The following is a 24353-nucleotide window of genomic DNA, read 5'->3' as shown; positions in this document are numbered from 1 at the left end:
GTTTGCTCTCTTCAACGGTGAAAGGTCGTCTTGAGGCATGAGCAGCGCGACGTCGGTGGACGGATCGGCGTCGAAGGTCGCCCAGAGGGGAATCGTCGGCTGGATGTTCTTCGATTGGGCGGCGCAGCCGTTCTTTACCGTGATCACCACGTTCATCTTCGGGCCATACCTCGTGTCCCGCATGACCGAAGACCATGCCGCGGGCCAGGCGGCCTGGAGCTATACGATCACCATATCCGGAATCGTGATCGCGCTCCTGTCGCCGATTCTCGGCGCCATCGCCGATGCGACCGGTCCCCGCAAACCGTGGATCGCCATCTTCGCCGCCGTGAAGATCCTCGCCCTCGCGGCGCTTTGGTATGCCACGCCCGGCTCGAGCCTCGTCTTTGCGCTGACCCTCATTGTCCTGGCCACGGTCGCGGCCGAGTTTTCCATCGTTTTCAACGATTCGATGATGCCTGGCCTCGTGTCGCCCTCGGAGGCGGGACGGATTTCGAACATCGCCTGGGGTCTGGGTTATCTGGGTGGCATGATCGTCCTGATCATCATGGTCACGCTGCTGGCCGGCAGCCCCAACACCGGCAGGACGATCCTGGGCCTCCAGCCGCTCTTCGGCCTTGACCCGGCGCTCGGTGAGGATGCACGCATCACCGGTCCGATCTCGGCAGTCTGGTATCTGATATTCATACTTCCAATGTTTCTCTTCACACCGGACCAGCAGCGTCGAAAACCCTTCGCCGCCGCCGTTCGAACTGGTCTCGGCGAAATCCGGGCCACGTTCGGAGAGCTGAAGAGGCGGCGCGGAATCCTGAGATTTCTCATCGCTCGCATGATCTACCAGGACGGTGTCAACGGGCTACTGGCATTGGGCGGGACGTTTGCGGCCGGCATGTTCGCCTGGCAGACGCTCGAACTCGGCGTTTATGGGATTATTCTCAATGTTGTCGCCATCGGTGGCTGCGTGTTCGCTGGGCGACTGGACAGCAAGATCGGCTCAAAACGGGTCGTGGTCATCAGTCTCGCGCTCCTGACGATCGCGACCGTCGGTATCGTCTCGACAGGACCGGGCTTCACTCTCTTCGGATGGCTGGAACTCTCAACTACCGACCATGGCGGCTTGTTCGGAACGGCGGCGGAGAAAGCCTATATACTCTACGGTCTGCTGATAGGCCTCGCATTCGGCCCCGTCCAGGCATCGGCCCGATCCTATCTGGCGCGCAGCGTTTCCCCGGATGAGGCAGGCCGGTATTTCGGACTGTTCGCCTTGTCGGGCCGCGCCACGGCGTTTACAGCGCCACTGGCCGTTGCCGTGGTGACGACAGCGACCGGCTCGGCGCGGATGGGCATGGCCGCGCTCGTCGTATTCCTGCTCATCGGACTGCTGGCGATGCTGCGGGTGCCTTACCCCGCGCACCAACCCGAGAGCCAAGGCCGCGCCTAACGTAACGGTTCGTGGATACCCACCCGAAACCGGCTTAATGCCGGAAATGGCGGACACCCGTGAACACCATGGCGACACCGTGCTCGTCAGCGGCGGCAATCACCTCCTCGTCGCGCATGGATCCACCCGGCTGTATAACGGCCGTCGCGCCCGCCGCAATTGCCGCAAGAAGTCCGTCGGCGAACGGGTAGAAGGCTTCCGAGGCCACGGCCGATCCGTGCGTCAACGGCGCTTCGAGACCCATGGCGCGCGCGGCGTCCTCGGCCTTCATGGCGGCGATCCGGGCCGAATCGACGCGGCTCATCTGACCGGCGCCAATGCCCACAGAGCGTCCATCCTTCGCGTAGATGACCGCGTTCGATTTGACATGCTTGGCGATCTTGAAGGCGAACTTCATGTCTTCCAGCTCCGTCGGCGTCGGGGCGCGCTTGGTAACGACCTTGAGCTGCAGGTCCTCCACCACCAAATTGTCTCGCGACTGGACGAGAAGGCCGCCCGACACCGTCTTGGCCGTCAACCCGGCGGCGCGGGCGTCAGGGAGCCCGCCCGCTTTCAGCAGGCGGAGATTGGGCTTGGACGCGATGATGGCTCGTGCCTCTTCGTCAACGTCAGGCGCGATGATCACCTCCGTGAAGAGCTTGACGATCTCCGTTGCGGTCGCCGCATCCAGGGTCTGGTTCAGCGCGACGATCCCTCCAAACGCCGAGACCGCGTCGCAAGAAAGCGCGCGCATATAGGCATCCACGAGCGTCGCGCCGGTCGCTACGCCGCACGGATTGGCGTGCTTGATGATGGCGCAGGCCGGCCCGTTCTGTGGCAGGAATTCCGCCACCAGTTCATAAGCCGCATCGGTGTCGTTGATGTTGTTATAGGAAAGCTGCTTGCCCTGAAGGAACTCGGCGGTTGCGACACCGGGACGGCCTTCGCCGGTGACGTAGAAGGCGGCCGACTGATGCGGATTTTCACCGTAACGCATCCTCTCCTTCAAAGCGCCCCCGATCGCGCGGTAATCCGGCGTCTCGATGGCCAGCGTTTCGCAGAGCCAGTTCGAAATCGTCGCATCGTAGGCGGCGGTACGCCCGTAGGCCTTTGCCGCCATGCGCTGACGATATCCATATCGTGTCGCCCCACCGTTTGACGAGAGTTCCTCGAGCAGTCCCCGGTAGTCGGAGGGATCGGTCAGAACCACGACATAGGCGTGGTTCTTGGCGGACGCCCTAATCATGGCCGGTCCACCGATGTCGATGTTTTCGACGGTGGTCGGGTAATCCCCGCCCTGGGCACGGACCTCCTCGAACGGATAGAGATTGATGACCGCGAGATCGATGCCCTCTATCCCATGCTCCGCCATCGCCGCCGCGTGCTCGGCATCATCACGTATGGCCAGCAGGCCACCATGTACGTTGGGATGAAGGGTCTTGACGCGACCATCCATGATTTCGGGAAATCCGGTAACGTCGGAGACGTCAGTCACCGGCAGGCCGGCGGCGGCTATGGCCTTGTGCGTTCCGCCTGTCGACAGAAGGCGCACGCCTGCGTCGCTAAGCGCCTGCGCGAGGTCGATGACACCTGTTTTGTCGGATACCGACAAAAGGGCCGTCTTTACCGGAACGAGATCGGGAACAGGGGTTTTCTTCGATACGACGGCCATGGCGCAACTCCGCTCTGCGTGGATTGAGGCTCACGGTGGAAACCTTCGCGGTGCGCCTAGCACAGCTTTCGCCGGGATGAAACCGCGCTTTGGCTGGAGAGCGCCGTGTCGTCAGGCACTATAGGTAAACGACCAGACGATCTCCGGCGTGAGGAACGTCAACTCGATCTGTTCCGATGGCCGTGTCCCTGACGGATCGGCGAAGAAAACGTCCTCCGTTAGGGCAGCCGTGCCGGCAATGGCCTTGAAGGTCCAGCTTCCGCCACTCGCGCTATCGAGTCGGATCGTCTGCTCGTCAAGTTGCGTGCACGTGACCGAAGGGTGCACATGAAAGCGCGCCAGCGCCGGCTCCGGATAGACCCCCGTCGCAGGCTCCCTGTCCGGCAGAAGGATCCGGTCCCGACCGATGATCTTGTTGCCATCCGCGCTGAGACGGATTTCGCGCTCGTGCAAAACACCGTACCGCCCGAGATAACCATCATGCCGTGCCAGGAGGCGGTCGCTGCCATCCGTCCCTGTCTGTCTGTTGACATCGATCTCCCGGACGCCGTCCACGAAGATCGGACCGAGAAAATCGGATCTCGAGATCCGACAGGAAGACCGGTCGCCGAGGATCACGGTGCTGTGGGCTGCGGTTTCGCGCGCGATCTCCCGCAACTTGTTTCCGGCGAACCGGGGCGACCCGCAATTGACGATGAAACGCTGCCGGCCGGAGGACATCTCGAAGGAAAGACAGCCCGCATGCGCGACGCGCGAAAGGTCGTCCGACAGAGGTCGACCGACATCGGTGATGATCACGGTGTCACCCGCCGACAGCCTTTGGAACTGGCTGTGGGGCAATGCCTTGAATGGCTGGCCGGCGGTCTCGTCGTAGCGCAGTACCGCCATCAGATCATTGGCGAATGTCAAAGTGGCGCCGTTGAACAGCGCAAGATCGCCGCCCTGATGCCGGAAGAAGCGGATCGCCGGAAACATGCGATCGATCGCCGGGATGAGGCGGTTTGGCACCTCATGGCCGAGGTTTATGTAGGTTTGCCGGAGCGGCAGGAGGTCGAGCAAAAGCTCGACGGCGGCCTGTGGGTTTCGCGAGATATGTCCACCATCCGGTAGTATTTGCCGCTCGATCTCACGATCGAGTGCCCGGGACGCGCGGCGGATCGATGAAGTCGAATTCTCCATCGCGATCGAGGCAAAGGCCAGGGCGATGCGCGCCCTGAACCGCGGAAGACCGTCGGGCGCAAAATCGCACATTCGGTCCAGATAACGGACGTGGTGGTAGACACTCGACAAAAAGCGGCGATAGAAGCCGGCATCGGCGCCCTGCAGCACGATCGGGGAATGGGACAGCCAAGCGATAAGGCGTTGTGCAGCCACGTCAGGTTCCCACGCCCCACCGGTTGCCCAGGAGCCGTATCGATCGATCCAGTCGTCGAGAATGAACCGCGTTCGTCCGCGGCATTCATCATCCTTGCTGGAACGGATATGCCGGAGCCAGGAAAAGGACTGCAGGCGGACGGAAAAAAGCTCCGACGGCATGTCGTGCGCGAAGGGCGAGTCCTCGCCAACCTCCAGAATGCGACCCGCCAAAGGAAATCGTCCCAGCATGATCTCCTCTGCAACAAAGGGATCAATCGCCCGCAGATCGGTCGGCGCAACAAGCAGCTTCGTCCGCTTCCAGCTGCCAAGCCGCAAACGGGGCTGCATGGCGGATCGACGGAGCGTCCTGCGCCATAGCTCACGCACATAGAGCCGAATCAAGCTTCCTCGCTCTCAAACCCGTGGCGCATCCGCGACGAGCTCACCTGTACGCACAGCGCTTTGACCGCACTTTTCGCCCACCGCCGATTTGGAGATGCGACCACGGTCACGGCGCCTGTTTTAGCAGGTTCGAAATCTGATTCATCTGGTCTTTGAATTAAGATTTCATGAAAGGCGTCTGAGAACGCAGGCGTAGAAGCCATCCATTCCACCCGCAATGCCGTCCGCTGCAGGCAGCAGCATGTCCGGCGTGGTGCGGAATTCTCCCTTTGCGGTTATGGCGGTCTCGAGACCTGGCCAGTTCTCCGGTAGCACCGGTTCGCGCGCAAAATCGCTACGGTTCGACAAAACGTTCTCGACCAGCATCTCTCCTTCCAGCGGATCAAGCGAGCAGTTCGAAAAGACCAGCAGACCTCCTGGCCGGACAAGTGTCATGGCATGGCGAAGCAACCGTCCCTGCACCTCGGCCAGTTTCCCGATATCCTCCGGCGACTTGGTCCATAAAACGTCCGGATGACGTCTGATAGTGCCTGTCGATGAGCACGGTGCATCAAGCAGGACTGCGTCGAATCCGTCACCGGCATCCAGCGCAAGCAGATCCGACTTCACGGTTTGCGCGCTCAGCCCGAGGCGCGAGAGATTGGTCTGCATGCGGCGAAGACGATTGGCCGATTGCTCGACTGCAACCACCTCGGCACCCGCAAGCAGGAGCTGCGCGGTCTTTCCGCCGGGCGCCGCGCAAAGATCTGCGACGCGCCGGCCGGCCAGAGTTTTGCCGAACAGTTGGGCAGGCAGACAGGCCGCCGCGTCTTGAACCCACCAGGCGCCATCGTCATATCCATCAAGCTCGGAGACAGCACCCTTGAAGGCCTGCAGACGCAGACTTCCAGTCGGAAGCAACCGGCCTTCCAACCGTGCTGCCCAGACTTCGGGATCCTGCTTGACCGTCAGATCGATTGCGGCAGGTTCCAGGATCGCCTCAGCGATGCTGATGGCACGTTCGCGGCCGTAGGCGTCGACAAGCCGTTGCTCGAACCACGACGGAACGCAGGCGATACCCGACACCTCTTCCAGCAAGATTGCTTTGTCACGACTGACGCGGCGCAGGATCGCATTGACCAGTTTGGCGAAACGCCTGTTTCGCGGATCGCGGTTGGCCATTTCCACCGCGAGATCAACGGCGGAATGATCTGGTATGTCAAGATAGAGGATCTGGGCCGCACCCGTCACCAGCACGTGCTGCAATGAACGGGCACCGGCAGGCAGTGGGGTCGCGAGAAGGCGGTCAAGGATTGCTTCAATGCGCGGCAGATAGCGTAGCGACGATTGAACGATCGCGCGCACCAAGCCTCGATCTGTCGGATCGAGCGCCAGATATGCCGGATTTCCGTGTTCTGGGTCCAGCATGCCGTCGAGAGAGGTTTTTCGATCCACCACGGCGGCCAGCAATCTCGCAGCCGTTGCGCGCGCCTCCAGTCCGGCCTTCTCGGGCAAAGTTCCCCGACCTTTAGGGGAGGCGACATTGCCCTTTGTATTTGAATTCAAGACCAGGGACCTTTACGTGAACTTGTTCCGCCACGCCCCCAGCCCGTGTCCGGCACAGTGCGCGACCTGCGCCCCGCCTTAGCAGCGACATCCCGGTCGGTCGAGCGAAATTGCCCGTCGGTAGCCATCTGTTCCAACGCCGCGATCCGGTTTTCCGTGTTCGGGTGCGTGGAGAAGAGGTTGTCCATCCGTTGCCCCGACAGGGGATTGATGATGAACATGTGCGCCGTGGCCGGGTTCCGCTCGGCATCGTCGTTGTGAATTCGGGTGGCGGCGCCGGCGATCTTCGCAAGCGCGGACGCCAGCCAACGGGGATTGCCGCAAATTTCCGCGCCCCGCCGATCAGCGGCATACTCGCGTGTGCGGCTGATCGCCATCTGAACCAGCATCGCAGCGAGCGGAGCCACGATCATGGCAATCAGGATGCCGACGAAACCTAGCGGGTTGTTCCGATCATCCCGGCTTCCGCCAAAGAAGAAGGCGAAGTTCGACAACATCGATATCGCGCCAGCGAGGGTCGCGGTGATCGTCATCGTCAAGGTATCGCGATTTTCGACATGCGCGAGTTCATGAGCCATCACCCCGGCCACCTCTTCGGGCGAGAGACTACGCAGAAGACCGGTCGACGCTGCGACCGCGGCATTTTGCGGATTACGGCCGGTGGCAAAGGCGTTCGGCTGGTCGTTTTCGAAAACGTAGACGCGCGGCATGGGCAGGTTCGCCCGCGCCGTCAGATCCTTCACCATGTTGTAGAATTCAGGTGCCGTCCGCTCATCCACCTCCTGAGCGTGATAGGCAGACAGCACCATGCGGTCAGAGTTCCAGTAGGAGAAGAAATTCATCCCGGCGGCAATCACGAGCGCGATCATCATGCCGCCCTGGCCACCGATAAGATAACCAACACCCATGAACAGCGCCGTCATGAAGGCGAGCAACATGGCAGTCCGTATGAGGTTCATGGCGTTCTCCCGTGCAAATCCACCCCAGGGGTTGGATCATCGATCAGTCTGCCTTAGATTTAAAAAGCGCACGTCAAGTTTCAATAATGGCAAGGAACGATTCGGTCATGGGCGCCAATGCGGACAATGACAACAATGCGGGACAGACCGCATCTGGCGATGGGAATCAGAGGGCTCTGAGTCCCGCGGCCAGGCGAGCGCTTGCGGAAGCTGAGGCGCGGCGCCGCGATGCGACTGAAAGTCCGCCCGCGGTAGAGATCGGCGGACGCGGCGGTTCCGATCCCGCTCGTTTCGGCGACTGGGAGATCAACGGTCGAGCCATCGATTTCTGATCGTTGGCACCGTTGCACGCTGGCAGAAAGAGGAATATATTCCTCTCATGTTATCGCTGCGACACATCACGGCCTTGCTTCTGGCGCTCGCGCTTCCTGTGCAGCATGCCGAGTCACGGCAGCGCCTGTCCGGGCCTGTGACGGCCAATCTCCTCGAAGTCATTGACGGTGATACCTTGCTCGTGGAGGCCACGCCGTGGCCGGATCATCGCATCGTCACCTATGTGCGACTGAGAGGGATCGATGCGCCAGAGCTTCGCTCGTCCTGCCTCGAATCTCGGCGTCGGGCCATCGAGGCGAAGGACGTGCTGAAGAGCCTTGTCCCCGAGGACGCGACGCTTGAATTGACGGACATCGCCGGCGACAAATATTACGGCCGGATCGTCGCTGCGGTCCGCCTCAAGAATGGCCAGGACCTGGGGAGCGCGATGTTGTCGGCAGGCCTCGCAAGGCCATACGACGGTGGCCGAAAGGAACCGCCTCTTTGCTAGATTGATGCCCCTCCCGTTTGCGCAGGAGGGGCGAAACATCGTCAGGGAGCGCGGTTTTGCCGATTGGCGATCAGGTCATCGACCACACCCGGATCGGCGAGCGTTGACGTATCTCCGAGCGCGCCGAAGTCGTCCTCCGCAATCTTTCGCAGGATGCGCCGCATGATCTTGCCGGATCGCGTTTTCGGCAGTCCGGGAGCGAACTGGATCTTGTCCGGAGTGGCGATCGGCCCGATCTCGGTGCGGACATGTTTGACGAGGTCCTGGCGGAGCTTGTCGTCACCCTCATGATCCGCCATCAGAGTCACGTAGCAATAGATGCCCTGACCCTTGATGGGGTGCGGGTAGCCGACAACTGCGGCTTCGGAAACGAGGTGGTGCGAGACGAGCGCCGATTCGACCTCGGCGGTACCCAGACGGTGGCCTGACACATTGAGAACGTCATCGACGCGTCCGGTAATCCAGTAGTACCCATCTTCGTCGCGGCGGCAGCCATCGCCGGTGAAGTATTTGCCCTTATAGGTGGAGAAATACGTCTGAATAAAGCGCTGGTGGTCACCGTAAACCGTCCGCGCCTGACCGGGCCAGCTGTCGATGATACACAGATTGCCGTCTGCTGCCCCGTCGATGACATTGCCTTCGTTATCGACGAGTTGCGGCTGAATGCCGAAGAACGGACGGGTGGCCGATCCGGGCTTGAGATCGGTGGCGCCGGGTAGAGGCGTAATCAGAATACCTCCAGTTTCAGTTTGCCACCATGTATCGACGATCGGCGAGCGCTGATCGCCAACCACGTTGTAATACCATTCCCAGGCTTCGGGATTGATGGGCTCGCCGACGGAACCGAGGAGGCGGAGGCTGGACCGCGAAGATCTCTTCACGAAGTCGTCTCCGGCTCCCATGAGAGCGCGGATGGCGGTCGGGGCGGTGTAGAAGACGTTGACCTTGTGCTTGTCGATCACTTCCCAGAAGCGTCCCTGATCCGGGAAATTCGGCACACCTTCGAACATCACCGTGGTGGCGCAGTTCGCGAGCGGACCGTAGACGATGTAGGAGTGCCCCGTGACCCAGCCGACATCGGCGGTGCACCAGTAGATCTCGCCGTCCTTGTAGTCGAACACGTATTCATGCGTCATGGACGCGTAGACGAGATATCCGCCGGTGGTGTGCAGGACACCCTTCGGCTTGCCTGTCGATCCGGACGTGTAAAGGATGAAAAGGGGGTCTTCCGCCTTCATCTTCACCGGGTCGCAATGCGGCTTAACCTTCGCCGTTTCCTGATGATACCAGAGGTCTCGGCCGGGTGCCCATTCGATCTTGCCGCCGGTTCGCCGGACGACAAGCACCTTGTTGACGATCACGTACTGCTTGGCGGCAATATCAATGGCGATATCGGTGTTTTCCTTCAACGGCACGGGCTTGCCGCCGCGAACGCCCTCGTCGCAGGTGATGACGAATGTCGACTCGCAATCGACGATACGACCTGCCAGCGCTTCAGGCGAGAAGCCACCGAAGACGACGGAGTGGATGGCGCCTATGCGGGCGCAGGCGAGCATGGCATAGGCCGCCTCCGGAATCATTGGCATGTATATGGTGACGCGATCACCCTTCTTCACGCCATTTGCCTTCAGCACGTTCGCGAGGCGGCACACCTGCTCGTACAGCTGGTTGTAGGTGATCTTCTTGTCGATATAGGGGTTGTCGCCTTCCCAGATGATCGCCGTGCGTTCGCCATGGGTTTTCAGGTGCCGGTCGATGCAGTTGTAGGACACATTGGTAATGCCGTCCTCATACCATTTGATCGGGACCTTGCCTCTGAACGAGGTGTTCTTGACCTTCGTGTACGGCTTGAACCAGTCAATGCGCTTGCCATGCTTGTCCCAGAACTTGTCCGGATCCTCGACACTGTCCTGATACCATTTCAGATATTTTTCGTTATCGATCAAAGCGCGGCTCTTGGCCGACTTGAGAACCGGATAGGTCTTGGCAGACATGAACTCCTCCTCATGTGTATGCGCAGGCTTTTTCGAAGGTCCTCGCCCCCAGCCATTCGAGTTCATTCATAGCAAAATGCGCCGACCCGACAATTAGACAAAGGTCATTGCGGGACAAAGAATTGCAATTCGCGGGATTTCCGGCTATACGACCCTAAATTCCCGGAAATTGTGGTTTAAACCCACGGCCCGCGAGCACCGGCGCGGACGGAGAGAAGGACTATTTTCAGATGGCTCAAGCATTGCTCATGCCGAAGGCGACCGCCGTATGGCTTGTGGACAACACGGCGCTCTCATTCGACCAGATCGCGCAGTTCTGCAAGCTCCATCCGCTCGAGGTAAAGGCAATCGCCGACGGCGAGGCAGCGCAGGGAATCAAGGGGCTCGACCCGATTTCGACCGGCCAGTTGTCGCGCGAGGAAATCAAGCGCGGTGAAAACGATGTGGCATACAAGCTGAAGCTCTCGGAGCCGAAGGTTCGCGTCCCGGACTCGAAACGCCGTGGGCCCCGCTACACTCCGGTTTCCAAGCGTCAGGACCGCCCGAACGCCATTCTCTGGCTCGTCCGCAACCATCCTGAACTGAAGGACGCCCAGATTTCGCGTCTCGTGGGCACGACCAAAAGCACGATTGAACAGATCCGCGACCGGACTCACTGGAATTCGACCAACCTCACGCCAATGGACCCGGTCACTCTCGGCCTCTGCAGCCAGATCGATCTCGATCTCGAGGTCGAGAAGGCATCCAAGGGCAGACCTTTGCCGACCGCTGCCGAGCTGGGCGCAACCCTGCAGTCCGCCAACGAGACCGAGTTCCTCGGCAGCGACTATCAGCGCGAGGAAGAGAAGGAAATCGACGCCAACGCCGTCTTCGCCAAGCTGCAGTCGCTGAAATCGACCCGCAACGAGGATGATGAGGACGACGATCGGTTTTGATCGTTGCGACCTCGAAAGCCCGGCCCTCGACCAGGCTTTTATTGCACTGTTAAAACAACTTGATGAACACGCCGACGCTGGCTGCGCGTCCCTGGGCATCGATGACAGTCAGCTTGGAATAGCCACCGCCTTCAGGGCTCCATTGGCTGACCCTCGAGCGGCTCTGCTCGGCCATAGGCTTCCCATCCGCGAGCCACCGGAACGGTGGCCTGCCATCCTGGAGTTTTAAAGCCAGCGGTAATGGGGTGCCATCGACTGCGCGTCCGAGTTCGACCTGAGCACCATCGGGCGGATAAACGATCTGGGGCGCCTTCTGCCGGCCAGACAGTTGCAACAGTCCATCGGAATCCGTCGAGAAGCGACGAAGTGATGCCGGAAGATCAGCGAGAGCACGTCGCATTACGCCACCCGGAGCAGGCGGAAAGGGTGTTCCCACCAGGCCGGACCGCTCAAAGGCGTCAAAAAGAATGGGCGCGGCGGTGCCATAACCCGTCATCCCTGGGACAGCGCCATTGTCGGGACGCCCAACCCAGACGCCGATCACGTATCGACCGTCGAAACCGACCGACCACGCATCACGATAGCCATAGCTGGTGCCTGTCTTATAGGCTATGCCCATGGATCTGCGCTGGGGCGGTGGCGTAACGCCGGTAAGCACGTCAACCACGTTCCATGCGGCGCTGGCCTCCATCATGGCGGCATCATCGACGTCGGGTCCCGGCTCGCGAATCCCGTCGGTCAGGCGCACCGGCCGGCCGCGATTGCCGAAAGCGGTATAGAGCTGCACAAGCTCGCGAAGCGTTACTCCGGCGCCCCCGAGTGCGATGGCAAGCCCCGGCGCCTCGTCGCGCGGCAGCTTCAGATCGACCCCCGCCCTTCGAAGGCGAGCGGCGAGTTTCAGCGGGCCCACCGTGTCGAGCAGCTTCACGGCCGGGACGTTGAGCGATAGCTGCAACGCCTGTCGCACGCTGACGTCGCCTTGATAGGCCATGTCGAAATTCCTGGGACGGTAGCCGAAGAAGTCGGCCGGTCGATCTTCAACCAGAGTCTCCTGCGCAACCACGCCTTCTTCGAACGCAAGTGCATATATGAACGGCTTGAGTGTTGAACCGGGCGACCGCTTGACCGTCGTCATATCGATCCAACCGGAGCGAGTCGGGTCGAAATAATCCGCCGAGCCGACCTCCGCTATGACGTCGCCGGTTCGGGCATCCGCCATGACGATCGCCAGAGCCACCTTGTCATCGAGCCGGGCCACCGATTCGCGCGCGACGGCCTCCAGTTGCTCCTGTATCGACTTGCGAATCGTCGACCGATGCTCCCAAGCATCCGGTTGCCGCTTTATTGCTGCCTCGGCCAGATGAGCGGCAAGCGCCGGGAGCTGGCGCCGCGCCTTTTGGACCGGCGTCAATTGCGCACGTTGAACTTCCGTCTCTTCAACCAACCCCAGCGAGAGGAGCCTCTTAAGGACGCGCGTTCTCGCATTGGCCGCATTCACCGGATGGCGATCGGGACGGCGGGCCTCAGGCAGCTGCGGCAGCGCTACGAGAAGAGCGGACTCTTCCAGCGTCAAACGGGTCGGCTCCTTCCCGAAATAGGCGAGACTTGCCGCCCGAACGCCTTCTATATTGCCGCCGTACGGTGCGAGCGTCAGATAAAGGTCCAGGATCTGCTTCTTGCTTAGCCGGCTCTCGATTTGAAGCGCCCTGAAAATTTGAACGAGCTTTGTCGTGAACGTGCGGGGCCGACCCGGATCCAGAAGCCGGGCCAGCTGCATTGTCAGCGTCGAACCGCCGGAGACGATTCTGCCATTCCCGACCAGTTGGCCAGCAGCGCGCAGAAGCGCAAGAGGATCCACTCCCTGATGGTCCCAGAACCGCCGATCCTCATACGCCACCAGCATGTCGATCAGTCGCGGATCGACATCACCTGTCTCCGTTCGCAGACGCCACCGCCCTTCGGGGGTGGCGAACGCCCGCAGCAAACCGCCGTCGGCATCTAGCAGTTCCGTCGACACGATCGACGCTTTCTCCAGGGGAGGAGGAAACCTCTTGTCAACCCAGAGGACACCCGCAGTCGATGCGGCAGCGGCCAAGGCCGTGAAAAGACCCAGCGCCAGGAACAGTCGGGTGTTCACGGACGCGCCTGCACTGCCATCCGGCCTGTCGCAGTACGAGCCTGCAGTTCCGGCCGATACATATCTTCCACGTAGGCCGCAGGATGCTCATACGTGCCGGGACGAACTGCACGGACCACATAGGCCAGGCTGATCACGTCGTTGTTGCCTTGGGGCCTGTCGATCGCAGCGACGAAGCGGTCATCGCGGAACTCGAGGTGGGCGGTTTCGGTCTCGCCGATCCAGCTGAAGTTTTCCAGTTTTGCGCTGTCGACGAGGCTTGGATTGTCGATCTCGAATCCAGCCGGCAGCAGATCGGTGATGAGTATCTGCTGCGGAGAGTCGAGGCTCTCCGTCACCTCCAGCACCACCACGTATCGCTCGTTCTGACTGGCCTCCGAAATGTTGGCCTCGTTGCCGCTCATGTCGTAGTAGCCGCGATTGATCGTAAAGCCGCCGCCACCGGCAGCGAGCGGCACGGCTGGCGCGGCCACCGTCGTTATTGCGACCGACACATTTTCGGTACCTTCGTTTGTGATCGCGAGCGTGTCGGAGAGGATTGCGGACCCTTCCAGCCTGGTTCTGTAAGCACCGGTGTGCGCAGTTCCGTCTACAGCCAACTTGATCCCATTGTCGCCAGCGGTCAGCGCCCGTGCCGCTAGCAGACCCCAGCTCAGTTCCTGCGTGCTGATATAGCGCTTCTGCTTCCAGTCGCGCTCTACCATTCGGGTGAGTTCGGGCACGATCGGTGGAACTGGCTGACTTTCCGCCGCCAGCGCCAGAATGGCAGCCGCATCGCGTAGCGGCGATCCATAATTTGCGTTGTCGTAGCTGATCTTGGTGATGGACGCCTGCTCGGACATCTGCACCGCATCTAGGAACACTGACTTCGAACGTGTCTCATCCCCATACAGTGCGAGCGCCGCAGCCAGATGCGCCTTGGCAAGGGGCGTTGGAAAATCGTTCAGCGTCGTATCGACGTAATACCGCAGGTCGCTCAGCGCCGCTTTCCTGTTCCGGGCAAGCACATAAAGCGCATAAGCGACGGAGTTTCCCTGGACCCTGATGTCAGGGCCATAGCCAACCTGGTTCTGAAGGTTGTCGAGTGCCTGGACCAGAGCTTCAGCCGGAACGTCGTACCCCTTCTCGCGCGCCCGTGTCAGGAAGTCCGTGACATAGGAGTCGAGCCACATATCGCCATATCCGGGTCCCCAGAGACCAAAACTCCCGCTGGACGACTGGAAGGACAAGAGACGGAATATTGCGTCCTGAACCCGTTTCTCGATCTCTTCGCTTTCCGGCAGTCCGGTCATGGACGCGATCTCGTTGAAGTAGAGAAGCGGCAATGCCCGGCTGGTGGTCTGCTCGGCGCAGCCATAAGGATACAGATCGAGACTCATGAGCATGGCAGCGGGATCGAGGCCAGATGCGCGGGTGACATTGACGCTGATCGATGCGTCATCCAGCAGGGTGTCTGACAGCAGCTCACCATCGACGGCAAGCGTGGCGCCGGGTGACAGCGTCAGTTCGCGACGCTCCGTGATCGGCAGCGCCGCAGGGCGGACGCGGAGATCAAACCGGCGCTCCAGAAGCAATCCGCTGCCGTTCGTCAGAGCAAGATCTATTGTCCCGCCCCCCGCCCGGACAGCGGATAAAGGGACCGTGATCGCCGCCGTCTTCCCAGACGTCAGCTCAATCGTCCGCATCGCATCCTGCGGTACAATTGCGAGGACCGAGTTCGAGGACAAAGCGATATCGAACCCGCCCGAAGGGACATCGGTTGCAGCGAATTCAATCCGAAACTCGGTTTCGTCTCCCGGAGCCATGAAACGCGGCAGATTTGCGCTAATGACAACCGGGTCGCGCACCACGACATCTTTGGCGGCGTGGCCCACGCCCTGTCTCGACCAGGCGACGGCCATCAGACGGACGGTGCCGTTGAATTGTGGGATATCAAACGAAACCTCGGCTTTACCTTCGGCATCGAGGCGGATTGCACCGGAGAAGAACGCCACCAGCGTCTCTTTCGGAGGATCCCCCTGCAGTGGCGTCTGGGCGCCGTCGCCTCCCGTCCGAACGCGCCCGGCGGCTCCGAGAGATCCATCGATCAACTGCCCATAGAGGTCCCTCAGTTCCAGGCCAAGACGCCGCTGCCCGAAGTACCAACCGTCGGGATCTGGCGTCTCATGGCGCGTCAGATTGAGGATACCCACATCGACGGCGGCGACCACGACGTAGGCTTCGTCATCGCTGCCCGCTCCGCTGACAGTGATGGGAATTGAGAGGGGCTGACGCGGCTCAATCTTGTCGGGGGCAGCAAGATTGACCGAGAGTTTTGCGGAGCCGGGATCCACGGTTGCCCACGCAATACCGATAGCTCGGGACGGCATTCGGCTTTCGATGGCATCTCCTGGCCGGTGGAGCGAGGCGGTTATGTAGGTGCCTCCACCCCACGCCTCTGTCACGGGCAGGCGAATTTCTGCCGCGTTTCCGTCAACGGTTACGTTAAGTGCTGTCAGCAACCTGTCTGTACCAACGGTGACAAGGAGCTTGCCGGCAAACCTCGGCGACACCTTCAGGACAGCGGTTTCACCCACCAAGTAGCTTTCGCGGTCGAGAGATATCTCGAGAGCATCCGGGGTCTCCGTCGATGCCTGTTCCACGTACCAACCCGCGTCGAACTCCACGCTGGTAGCCGGAGCGTCTACCGATGTGCCCTCGACCTCCAGGCGGTATCGGCCCCAAGACACTGGAATGGACAATTCCGCACCGTCGGAGGTCAGATCGACCCGCCCATCCGCTTCCTGTCTGGTTGTGACGACGGGCTCGAAACGCCACGAGGTTCCCTCCCGGTACCACTGATAGTTCCGCTCGAGCCTGAGCAGTTTCCAACGCAGGCCCGACGCTTCCTGTCGATTGCCATCGCTGTCGACAGCCAGAACGTGGAAGCGCGCCAACGCATTCTCGGAAACCGATCCATCGAATTCAGGCTTGATACCGATCATCTGGCCATCCTGCCGAACAGGCAGTACCAGTTTTCGTTCCACCGCTCTTCCTCCGCCATCTCCCAGACGGACAACGATCTCGGCATTCAACATCTGCGTCGTGACGGGAACTTCATCCACGAGGATGTCGAGAACGGCATTTCCGGCATCGTCCAGCGGCTGAGCGTCATCAATCGGAATCCGGCTATCTTCGGAGGACTCTTCATCAACCAGACCGAACTGGTATCCCTCGAATCCCTGGCGCGTCCGCGTCGGCCGCACCGTGATTTCTCCCTCGTAACTCAGTCCGGCGGCCGGTGCTCCGTAGAGATAGCGCCCGGAAATTGCCACCGACTGGGGTGTTCCCGGCTCGATTTCTGTGTCCGTGCTAGTGAGATCGAACTCGATACGGTCCGGAACGAAGTCGTCCACGAGGAACGTCTTGCGGGCGATCGCCGATTGCTTCGGGTCCGCGTGGACCGATACGGTCCATGTCCCCCGCATGGCATTGGCCAACAGGGGTAATTCCAGGAAATGCCCGCCCAGATCACCACCCTTGCTGACGATACGTCTATATTCGACGCCATCGGGCCGAGCGAATATGAACGTCAACGGCAGGCCTTCGATCGCGGAGGCATCTCCATCACGCGCCAAGGCCGCCGTATGGACGACTTCCCCTGGACGATAGATACCGCGCTCTGTCCACGCGAAGATGTCAATTGCCCCAGGTGCGGGACGACCGGTCACGCCCCGATCCGACAAATCGAAGCCGGCTTTGGTCATGTCGAGAAATACGTAGTCATCCTCACCCTTGCGGGCTGTCATGACCGCGGGAGAAAGTGCCGCTTCCCCCCTCACGAGGCCGGCGGCGAACATCGCGCGACCTTCCTTGTCGCTTGTCGCTGTGCCGAGAATCTCGTTGTTCTTCGCCAGGAGCTGTAGCTCAACGCCTTCCAACGGTTCGGCAGTTGCCAGGGATCGAACGAACACGGAAAGACCGTCGGTCCCGGCGAACGTCGATAGCCCTATGTCCGAAACAACAAACCACTGTGTCGCACGACTGTCCCATTCTTCGGAAGGCTTGCTGGGAATCGTCGCCGTCAGGACATACACACCCGGCCGACGTTCCTTCAGGATTTCGTCAACGGGCACGCTCGTGACGACGTCGCGGTTCACGTCCGACGCTGTTTCCAGCGTGCCCTTCCAGACAATTTCGCCTGTTTCCGCTTCGATCCGCTCGGCATCATAACCGTCGAGCTGGTTGAGGAAGCGTCCACCGGCAAACATCGGCGCAATGCCTCGCTCGCCAATTCGGAAGAGAGACAGGTCGACGCTGTCGGTATTGATGGTGACAAGCGGGATACCACGGCGTGCAGTAGACGGGAGAACGAAATTCTCGCCGGTGAAGCGCACCGAGGGCGCGCGGTCCCGCACATAGAGATCGAGATTTACGGCCTGCGGCAGGTCTTCATCCACCGACGAGGGAAGCCCGGCCCGGACGAGAAGTTGGTAGCGTTGTCCGTGGACAAGTCCTTCCACGCAGATCTGATTTTCCTTCGTACTGACAGCCTGCGGCGCCTTCCCATCGAGAAGAACGAAGTTCTCGTAATCGATACCACGCTTGACCAGCGGCTCCGAGAACTGCACGCATGCCCGCGGCGTGACACCATCTGAATCGATCGAATGATCAATGACACGGAATCCATACCGCGCCCGCAAATCCTCATAAGCGGCCACCACAGGTGCGGCTTCGACCAAAGCGAGACTTTCCCTATACGCAGACAATGCGGCGCGATAGTTTTCCGTTGTTGCGAGGGTTTCCGCAAGCGCGACCAGCGCGCCGGCGCGACTGCCGGCCGTACGACTGACAAGATAGGCATTAAAGGCGAGCGGAACACCTTCAGCCCGAAGGTCGGGATTGCCGACGATTCGATTCGCTGCACGTGCCGCGTCGAGCCAGATTTCTGGATCTTCCGCCTCAATCGACAAGGCCGCCTTGTATGCCGAGAGAGCGCCCTCAGGCCGCCCAGCAGAAAGCTCCGAGTGAGCGAAACCAATAAGACCGGCAAAACCCATTCCGGCATAACCATCCGGCAAGGAAAGGTTTGCCTTCTGATCGCGTGCCTGCTGGCGAATGGCCTCCGAAACAAAGGCAAGCGCGGGAGGAGCCCCCAGATCGACATTGTCACCGCCCTCGACCACGCGCCCCGCGATTGCTCCTGGGAAAGCGTTGGGTGTTTCGAAATCAGATTTCAAAAAACACCAGCGTGCCTTGGGATTATAGGTGAACGCGCGACAGATATCGTCTTCCACGCAGGTCTGCTCACACTGCTCCAGTGAGACATTTCGCTCGGTTCGAAGGTCGAAGCCAAAGTAATCGGCATCGGTGGTTGTGACGACCGTCCTCGTCGTCTCCGAGGCATTTGATATGAGAGTGGAAAACGAAACGATCAAGGTTGCGGAAGCAACCGCAAGAAACCGGCGCCTGGACATCCTGTCCCTCCCAAGGCTTGGTGTATGGCACCAGTTTTTCAGACTTCTCGGCCTTGTCAATCACGACAGCGTGACGCCAGTAACGAGTCGATCGGATGGACGCTGAGCTTTCCGGTTTTCGCCTGCACTGTCTCACCGGATTTCAGTTGGCTGCGATACCGTTCTGCTTCAGCACCACCGAAATTTCGTCAAGGATTGCCGGATCGTCGATCGTGGCGGGCATCTTCCAGGGCATTCCGTCGGCGATCTTCTGCATCGTTCCTCTCAGGATCTTGCCTGACCTTGTCTTTGGCAAACGTTCGACTTTCATGACAGTCTTGAATGCCGCTACAGGCCCGATTTCGTCTCGAACCAGTTGAACAACCTCACGTTGGATCGCCGAAAAGTCCCTGTTGACGTTGTTCTTCAGGACCAGGAAGCCGCATGGGATCTGGCCCTTCAATTCATCGGCAATACCGATGACCGCGCACTCGGCGACATCCGGATGCATCGCGCAAACCTCTTCCATCGCACCCGTCGACAGACGGTGGCCGGCGCAGTTGATGATATCATCGGTGCGCGCCATGACGAAGACGTAGCCATCCTCGTCGACCATTCCGGCATCCGCCGTCTTGTAGTAACCCGGGAACTCATCAAGGCATGACGACCGGAAACGCTCGTCGGCATTCCAGAACGTGACCAGGCACCCCGGCGGCAGAGGCAGTTTTACGACCAGGTTGCCAAGGGTCCCGGACGGTACCGCATGGCCCGCGTCGTCGAGTATCTCGATATGGTAGCCGGGCATCGGAACGGCCGGCGAGCCGTATTTAACCGGAAGAAGTCCCAATCCGACAGGATTGGCAGCGATGGCCCAGCCCGTTTCCGTCTGCCACCAATGATCGACGACTGGTATCTTGAGGTGTCTCTCCGCCCATTTGATGGTCTCCGGATCGGCTCGCTCACCGGCGAGGAACAGGGTCCGGAGCCCCTTCAGATCATATTTGCGGATATGTTCGGCATCCGGGTCTTCTCGCCGGATCGCTCGAAACGCGGTAGGTGCCGTGAACAATGCCTTTACGTCGTGCTCCGCACAAACCCGCCAGAACGTTCCGGCGTCAGGTGTGCCGACCGGCTTGCCTTCGAAGATGACCGTGGCGTTCCCTGCGAGCAGGGGTCCGTAAACGATGTAGGAATGCCCGACGACCCAGCCGATATCCGAAGCAGCCCAGAAAACTTCGCCGGGTTTGACGCCGTAGATGTGCTTCATTGTCCAGGCGAGGGCGACCATGTGCCCGCCATTGTCGCGCACGACGCCCTTTGGCTGGCCGGTGGTGCCGGAGGTGTAAAGAATGTACAGCGGATCTGTTGCGCCGACCGGAGTACAGGCTATCTCCGTTCCCTTGGCCTTTTCGACCTCGATGGCGTGCGCGAAATCCACATCGCCGTGCTCGTAGCGCAGGGGGGCGTGCAACTGGTCCCGTTGGAGAATGAAGCAATACGCGGGCTTAGTTTTCGCCATATCGATGGCATGGTCGAGGAGCGGTTTGTAAGCAACCACGCGACCTGGTTCCAGACCGCAGCTTGCGCTGATGACGGCCTTGGCCTCGCAATCGTCTATGCGCGTGGCGAGTTCGTGCGCTGCAAACCCGCCGAAGACCACCGAGTGCACGGCACCGAGCCTTGCGCAAGCCAGCATTGAGAACACAGCCTCGGGGATCATGGGCATGTAGATGATAACCCGGTCACCCTTCCCGATGCCGTGGTTCTTCAAGACGGCAGCAATCGCCTTCACCTCGGCGAGGACGTCGTTGTAGCTGTAGATCCGCTTCGTGCCGGATGCGGGACTGTCGTAGATAACGGCCGTCTGCTCACCACGGCCGGCATCGACATGCCGATCGATGCAGTTGTGGCATGTATTGGTTTCCGCCCCGGCAAACCACCGCCCGTACACGCCCTCGGACGGAGAAAATACCTTGGACGCTGGTTTAAACCAGTCGATGCCCTCCGCAGCAGTCGCCCAGAAGGCCTCTGGATCATGCTCCCAGGTTTCATAAACCTCCCGGTAACGCTCCGACATGACTGTTCCTCCCGACGCCAGTGCACCTGCCCCTATTTAGGGGAACGAGGCTGCCGGTGGAAAGCCAGACGAAAGCGGTATCGGATTTGCTCTTCGTCAAATCGTCGGGTTATCGGGAGCCGAAAATGGCGGAGCCAACCCTCACATTCGTCGCCCCGAAGGATACAGCGGTCTCGAAGTCCCCCGACATTCCCATCGACAGTCGCTCGACACCTGCCTCTTTCGCGAGCTTTGCAAGGAGCGCGAAATGGGGGCCAGGGTTTTCGTCGACAGGAGGAATGCACATCAATCCGATCACGGAAAGTCCCAGTTGCTCACGGCAGAAAGCAACAAAGGTGACGACCTCCTTCGGATCGATCCCGGCCTTCTGCGGTTCGAGACCGGTGTTCACCTGTACATATACTGGCAACTGACGCCCCTGCCTGCGCATCTCGTCGGCAAGGGCGCGTGCGATCTTCTCCCGATCCACCGTCTCAATGACATCGAAAAGAGAGACGGCGTCAGCGGCCTTGTTCGACTGGAGCGGGCCGATCAGATGCAACTCCACGCCGGGCGTTTCAGCTTTCAGAATGGGCCATTTCTGTTGTGCCTCCTGCACTCGGTTTTCACCGAATACACGCTGTCCGGCCATTATCGCATGACGAACAGTATCTGCATCGAAGGTCTTGGAGACGGCCACCAGCTGCACCGAACCCGCTGGGCGCCCGGCGTCGCGCGTTGCGCTGTCAATTCGGCCCAATATGTCCAGAAGCCGTTCTTCAAGCGTCATGATCATTCCGTTCCCTGTCTGCCGTCTCTGGTTGGATCGAACGTGCCATCCCATATGTAGGCTGTCTTAAAACCACGCTACCCCTTCTTGTCAAAGAGGAAGCTGTAAGGGTGGCCCTAAACTTGACGCTTGGGCGGTTTCATGGTGAAGGTCTCGCCCAACTTCTCCTGATTTCCGGAATAACACGACATGAGCAGCGAACGTTACAACCCGCGCGAAGCCGAGCCTCGTTGGCAGTCCCGATGGACCGAGGGCGAGGTCTTCAAGACAGACAATGACGATCCGCGGGAGAAATACTACGTCCTCGAAATGTTTCCGTATCCCTCGGGCCGGATTCACATGGGACACGTTCGCAATTACGCCATGGGCGATGTGGTTGCCCGCTACAAGCGAGCGCGCGGCTATAACGTTTTGCATCCGATGGGATGGGACGCTTTCGGCATGCCGGCGGAAAACGCCGCGATGCAGAACAAGGTTCACCCGAAGGACTGGACCTACCAGAACATTGCGACCATGCGCGGACAGCTGAAGTCCATGGGGCTTTCGTTGGACTGGTCCCGCGAGTTCGCCACGTGCGACGTGGACTATTACCACCGTCAACAGCATCTCTTCCTCGATATGATGGAGAAGGGACTGGTCTATCGCAAGCAGTCGAAGGTCAACTGGGACCCGGTCGACCAGACAGTTCTGGCAAACGAACAAGTGATCGATGGCCGCGGCTGGCGATCCGGCGCGCTGGTCGAACAGCGCGAGCTGACGCAGTGGTTCTTCAAGATAACCGCGTTCAGCCAGGATCTGCTAGACGCTCTGGACGGTTTGGATCAGTGGCCCGAGAAGGTCCGCCTGATGCAAAAGAACTGGATCGGCAGATCGGAAGGCTTGTCCATCCGCTGGCAATTGACCGACGCAACTGCTCCGGCAGGTTTCAACGAGCTCACCGTTTACACGACGCGGCCGGACACCCTGTTCGGTGCATCGTTCATGGCGATCGCGGCAGATCACCCGTTGGCCAAGGCCGTTGCCGACAGCAATCAGGAGATTGCAGCATTCTGCGAGGAATGCCGTCGCGCCGGCACGTCGCTGGCGGCTCTTGAAACCGCCGAAAAGAAGGGAATGGATACTGGTATCAGGGTCCGTCATCCCTTCGACTCTTCGTGGGAACTGCCCGTCTACGTCGCGAACTTCGTGCTGATGGACTATGGAACGGGTGCCATCTTCGGCTGCCCGTCCGGCGACCAGCGCGATCTGGACTTTGCGAGAAAGTATGGTCTTCCCGTTGTGCCTGTCGTCAGGCCCAGTGACTCGAACGATGAGAACTTCTCGGTCGGCGACACCGCCTATGATGGCGATGGCATCATGATCAACTCGCAATTTCTGGACGGCATGTCCAACCGGGAAGCCTTCGACGTGGTGGCCGACAAGCTGTCAGGCACGCTTCTCGATGGGGCTCCCCAGGGTGAGCGGAAGGTGAACTTCCGTCTCCGTGACTGGGGTATTTCAAGACAGCGCTATTGGGGCTGCCCGATACCGGTCATCCACTGCGACAGCTGCGGCGTGGTCCCGGTCCCGAAGAAGGACCTGCCCGTGAAGCTGCCGGACGACGTTACGTTCGATGTTCCCGGAAACCCGCTGGACCGCCATGCCAGCTGGAGACATGTCGCCTGCCCGGTGTGCGGAGCAGCTGCCCGGCGCGAAACCGATACGATGGATACATTCGTCGATTCGAGCTGGTACTACGCACGGTTCACAGCACCATGGCAGGACGAACCGACGGATCCCGATGTCGCCAGCCGGTGGCTGCCGGTCGACCAGTACATCGGCGGCATTGAGCACGCCATTCTGCATCTGCTCTACTCGCGGTTTTTCACCCGCGCGATGCGCGAGACCGGCCATGTCTCCCTCTCGGAACCATTCAAGGGTCTGTTCACGCAGGGCATGGTGGTTCACGAAACTTATAGGCTGGGAAGTGGCGCCAACGGTCAGTGGGTCTCTCCGGCAGAGGTCCGGATCGAGGAGGTGGACGGCACACGGCGAGCCGTCCTGGCCGCCAGTGGAGAAGAGGTCGCGATCGGCTCCATCGAAAAAATGTCGAAGTCCAAGAAGAACGTGGTCGACCCTGACGATATCATAGCGTCATACGGCGCGGACACCGCGCGCTTCTTCGTTCTGTCGGATTCCCCGCCGGATCGGGATGTGATTTGGTCCGAGGCCGGGGTGGAAGGAGCTCATCGTTTCGTCCAGCGTGTCTGGCGACTGATATCCGAGGCGTCTGAGGTTCTGCGAACCGTGAAGGCAAATCCGGCTAAGGACGGTAGCGGCCTGATCATTTCCCAAGCAGCCCATAAAACCTTGGCGGCTATGCAGGGAGATTACGACCGGCTGTCGTTCAACAAGGCCGTAGCCAGAATGTACGAGCTTGTGAATGTTCTGGCCGGTCCGCTGACCAGGGTTACTGCGGAACCCGCTGACGAAGCCTACATCGCTGCTGTTCGTGATGCTGTCGAGATTCTTATCCATCTGATTGCACCGATGACCCCGCACCTGGCGGAGGAATGCTGGGCCACCCTTGGCAATGAGGGTCTGGTGTCACAGGCGCGGTGGCCGCAGGTCGATCCCGCGCTGGTCGTCGAGAACGAAATCGTCCTTCCCGTGCAGATCAATGGTAAGAAACGCGGTGAATTGACAATTGCGCGCGACGCGACCCAGAATGAAGTTCAAGATGCTGTTTTGGCGCTGGATTTCGTTAAGAATGCACTTGATGGCCAGAAACCGAAGAAAATCATCGTTGTGCCGCAAAGGATCGTGAACCTTGTCGTTTAGTCGTGTCCC

Annotated in this window: 14 protein-coding genes; 5 read left to right on the top strand and 9 right to left on the bottom strand. The window is 60.3% G+C overall.

Features of this window, described 5'->3' with window-relative positions; translation table 11 throughout:
• The first annotated feature begins 37 nt into the window (after positions 1–37).
• Positions 38–1441 carry an MFS transporter gene (locus J5J10_RS18460; protein ID WP_211930982.1) on the top strand — a complete coding sequence of 468 codons (1404 nt, stop codon included), beginning with the start codon at positions 38–40 and terminating at the stop codon, positions 1439–1441.
• 34 nt (positions 1442–1475) lie between these two features.
• Here the strand turns inward: J5J10_RS18460 and purH are convergent, their stop codons facing one another.
• The 4 genes from purH to htpX form a co-directional block, all read right to left on the bottom strand.
• On the bottom strand, positions 1476–3092 hold the full coding sequence (purH, locus tag J5J10_RS18455; RefSeq protein WP_211930981.1) for a bifunctional phosphoribosylaminoimidazolecarboxamide formyltransferase/IMP cyclohydrolase: 1617 nt from the start codon (positions 3090–3092) through the stop codon (positions 1476–1478).
• A gap of 111 nt (positions 3093–3203) precedes the next feature.
• Positions 3204–4796, bottom strand: a complete 1593-nt coding sequence (locus J5J10_RS18450; RefSeq protein WP_211930980.1) for a heparinase II/III family protein — start codon at positions 4794–4796, stop codon at positions 3204–3206.
• Positions 4797–5015: 219 nt separating this feature from the next.
• Positions 5016–6395 carry an RsmB/NOP family class I SAM-dependent RNA methyltransferase gene (locus J5J10_RS18445; protein ID WP_211930979.1) on the bottom strand — a complete coding sequence of 460 codons (1380 nt, stop codon included), beginning with the start codon at positions 6393–6395 and terminating at the stop codon, positions 5016–5018.
• Complete coding sequence (htpX, locus tag J5J10_RS18440) at positions 6392–7354, bottom strand: zinc metalloprotease HtpX (RefSeq protein WP_211930978.1); 963 nt, start codon at positions 7352–7354, stop codon at positions 6392–6394. Before htpX ends, J5J10_RS18445 begins: the two co-directional genes overlap by 4 nt.
• Before the next feature lie 86 nt (positions 7355–7440).
• Here htpX and J5J10_RS18435 point away from each other — a divergent pair, with 86 nt between their 5' ends.
• Both J5J10_RS18435 and J5J10_RS18430 read left to right on the top strand, forming a co-directional pair.
• On the top strand, positions 7441–7686 hold the full coding sequence (locus J5J10_RS18435; protein ID WP_249116774.1) for a DUF1674 domain-containing protein: 246 nt from the start codon (positions 7441–7443) through the stop codon (positions 7684–7686).
• A 47-nt stretch (positions 7687–7733) separates the two neighbouring features.
• Positions 7734–8177 carry a thermonuclease family protein gene (locus tag J5J10_RS18430; RefSeq protein WP_211930977.1) on the top strand — a complete coding sequence of 148 codons (444 nt, stop codon included), beginning with the start codon at positions 7734–7736 and terminating at the stop codon, positions 8175–8177.
• 41 nt (positions 8178–8218) lie between these two features.
• On the opposite strand, the gene acs is transcribed toward J5J10_RS18430, so the two are convergent.
• Positions 8219–10171, bottom strand: a complete 1953-nt coding sequence (gene acs / locus J5J10_RS18425) for an acetate--CoA ligase (RefSeq protein ID WP_211930976.1) — start codon at positions 10169–10171, stop codon at positions 8219–8221.
• 230 nt (positions 10172–10401) lie between these two features.
• On the opposite strand from acs, the gene J5J10_RS18420 reads away from it, so the two are divergent.
• Positions 10402–11106 carry a DUF1013 domain-containing protein gene (locus J5J10_RS18420; RefSeq protein WP_211930975.1) on the top strand — a complete coding sequence of 235 codons (705 nt, stop codon included), beginning with the start codon at positions 10402–10404 and terminating at the stop codon, positions 11104–11106.
• Positions 11107–11155: 49 nt separating this feature from the next.
• Here the strand turns inward: J5J10_RS18420 and pbpC are convergent, their stop codons facing one another.
• The 4 genes from pbpC to J5J10_RS18400 all read right to left on the bottom strand — a co-directional run bounded on the left by pbpC (position 11156) and on the right by J5J10_RS18400 (position 21524).
• Positions 11156–13243: a penicillin-binding protein 1C gene (gene pbpC / locus J5J10_RS18415; RefSeq protein ID WP_211930974.1), complete on the bottom strand. Its 2088-nt coding sequence runs from the start codon at positions 13241–13243 to the stop codon at positions 11156–11158.
• Positions 13240–18699: an alpha-2-macroglobulin family protein gene (locus tag J5J10_RS18410; protein ID WP_211930973.1), complete on the bottom strand. Its 5460-nt coding sequence runs from the start codon at positions 18697–18699 to the stop codon at positions 13240–13242. Before J5J10_RS18410 ends, pbpC begins: the two co-directional genes overlap by 4 nt.
• A gap of 142 nt (positions 18700–18841) precedes the next feature.
• Positions 18842–20755 carry a propionyl-CoA synthetase gene (locus J5J10_RS18405; RefSeq protein WP_211930972.1) on the bottom strand — a complete coding sequence of 638 codons (1914 nt, stop codon included), beginning with the start codon at positions 20753–20755 and terminating at the stop codon, positions 18842–18844.
• A 109-nt stretch (positions 20756–20864) separates the two neighbouring features.
• Positions 20865–21524 (bottom strand): YggS family pyridoxal phosphate-dependent enzyme, encoded by a 660-nt coding sequence (locus tag J5J10_RS18400; protein WP_211931299.1) that lies wholly within the window; start codon positions 21522–21524, stop codon positions 20865–20867.
• Between the two features lie 189 nt (positions 21525–21713).
• Here J5J10_RS18400 and leuS point away from each other — a divergent pair, with 189 nt between their 5' ends.
• Positions 21714–24344, top strand: a complete 2631-nt coding sequence (gene leuS / locus J5J10_RS18395; RefSeq protein ID WP_211930971.1) for a leucine--tRNA ligase — start codon at positions 21714–21716, stop codon at positions 24342–24344.
• Positions 24345–24353 lie beyond the last annotated feature (9 nt).

It is taken from the genome of Ciceribacter sp. L1K23 (genome assembly GCF_018122705.1).
Classification (GTDB): Bacteria; Pseudomonadota; Alphaproteobacteria; order Rhizobiales; family Rhizobiaceae; genus Allorhizobium.
Note: the sequence above shows the minus strand (reverse complement) of the source record. Positions and strands in the feature narration are given on the sequence as shown.

What these genes read in the sequence shown, in the direction of transcription:
- J5J10_RS18450 (WP_211930980.1), bottom strand. Translation starts at nt 4,796, where the DNA reads ATGCAGCCCCGTTTGCGGCTTGGCAGCTGGAAGCGGACGAAGCTGCTT.
- J5J10_RS18420 (WP_211930975.1), top strand. Translation starts at nt 10,402, where the DNA reads ATGGCTCAAGCATTGCTCATGCCGAAGGCGACCGCCGTATGGCTTGTG.
- acs (WP_211930976.1), bottom strand. Translation starts at nt 10,171, where the DNA reads ATGTCTGCCAAGACCTATCCGGTTCTCAAGTCGGCCAAGAGCCGCGCT.
- J5J10_RS18435 (WP_249116774.1), top strand. Translation starts at nt 7,441, where the DNA reads ATGGCAAGGAACGATTCGGTCATGGGCGCCAATGCGGACAATGACAAC.
- J5J10_RS18430 (WP_211930977.1), top strand. Translation starts at nt 7,734, where the DNA reads ATGTTATCGCTGCGACACATCACGGCCTTGCTTCTGGCGCTCGCGCTT.
- J5J10_RS18410 (WP_211930973.1), bottom strand. Translation starts at nt 18,699, where the DNA reads ATGTCCAGGCGCCGGTTTCTTGCGGTTGCTTCCGCAACCTTGATCGTT.
- J5J10_RS18405 (WP_211930972.1), bottom strand. Translation starts at nt 20,755, where the DNA reads ATGTCGGAGCGTTACCGGGAGGTTTATGAAACCTGGGAGCATGATCCA.
- leuS (WP_211930971.1), top strand. Translation starts at nt 21,714, where the DNA reads ATGAGCAGCGAACGTTACAACCCGCGCGAAGCCGAGCCTCGTTGGCAG.
- purH (WP_211930981.1), bottom strand. Translation starts at nt 3,092, where the DNA reads ATGGCCGTCGTATCGAAGAAAACCCCTGTTCCCGATCTCGTTCCGGTA.
- J5J10_RS18400 (WP_211931299.1), bottom strand. Translation starts at nt 21,524, where the DNA reads ATGACGCTTGAAGAACGGCTTCTGGACATATTGGGCCGAATTGACAGC.
- htpX (WP_211930978.1), bottom strand. Translation starts at nt 7,354, where the DNA reads ATGAACCTCATACGGACTGCCATGTTGCTCGCCTTCATGACGGCGCTG.
- J5J10_RS18460 (WP_211930982.1), top strand. Translation starts at nt 38, where the DNA reads ATGAGCAGCGCGACGTCGGTGGACGGATCGGCGTCGAAGGTCGCCCAG.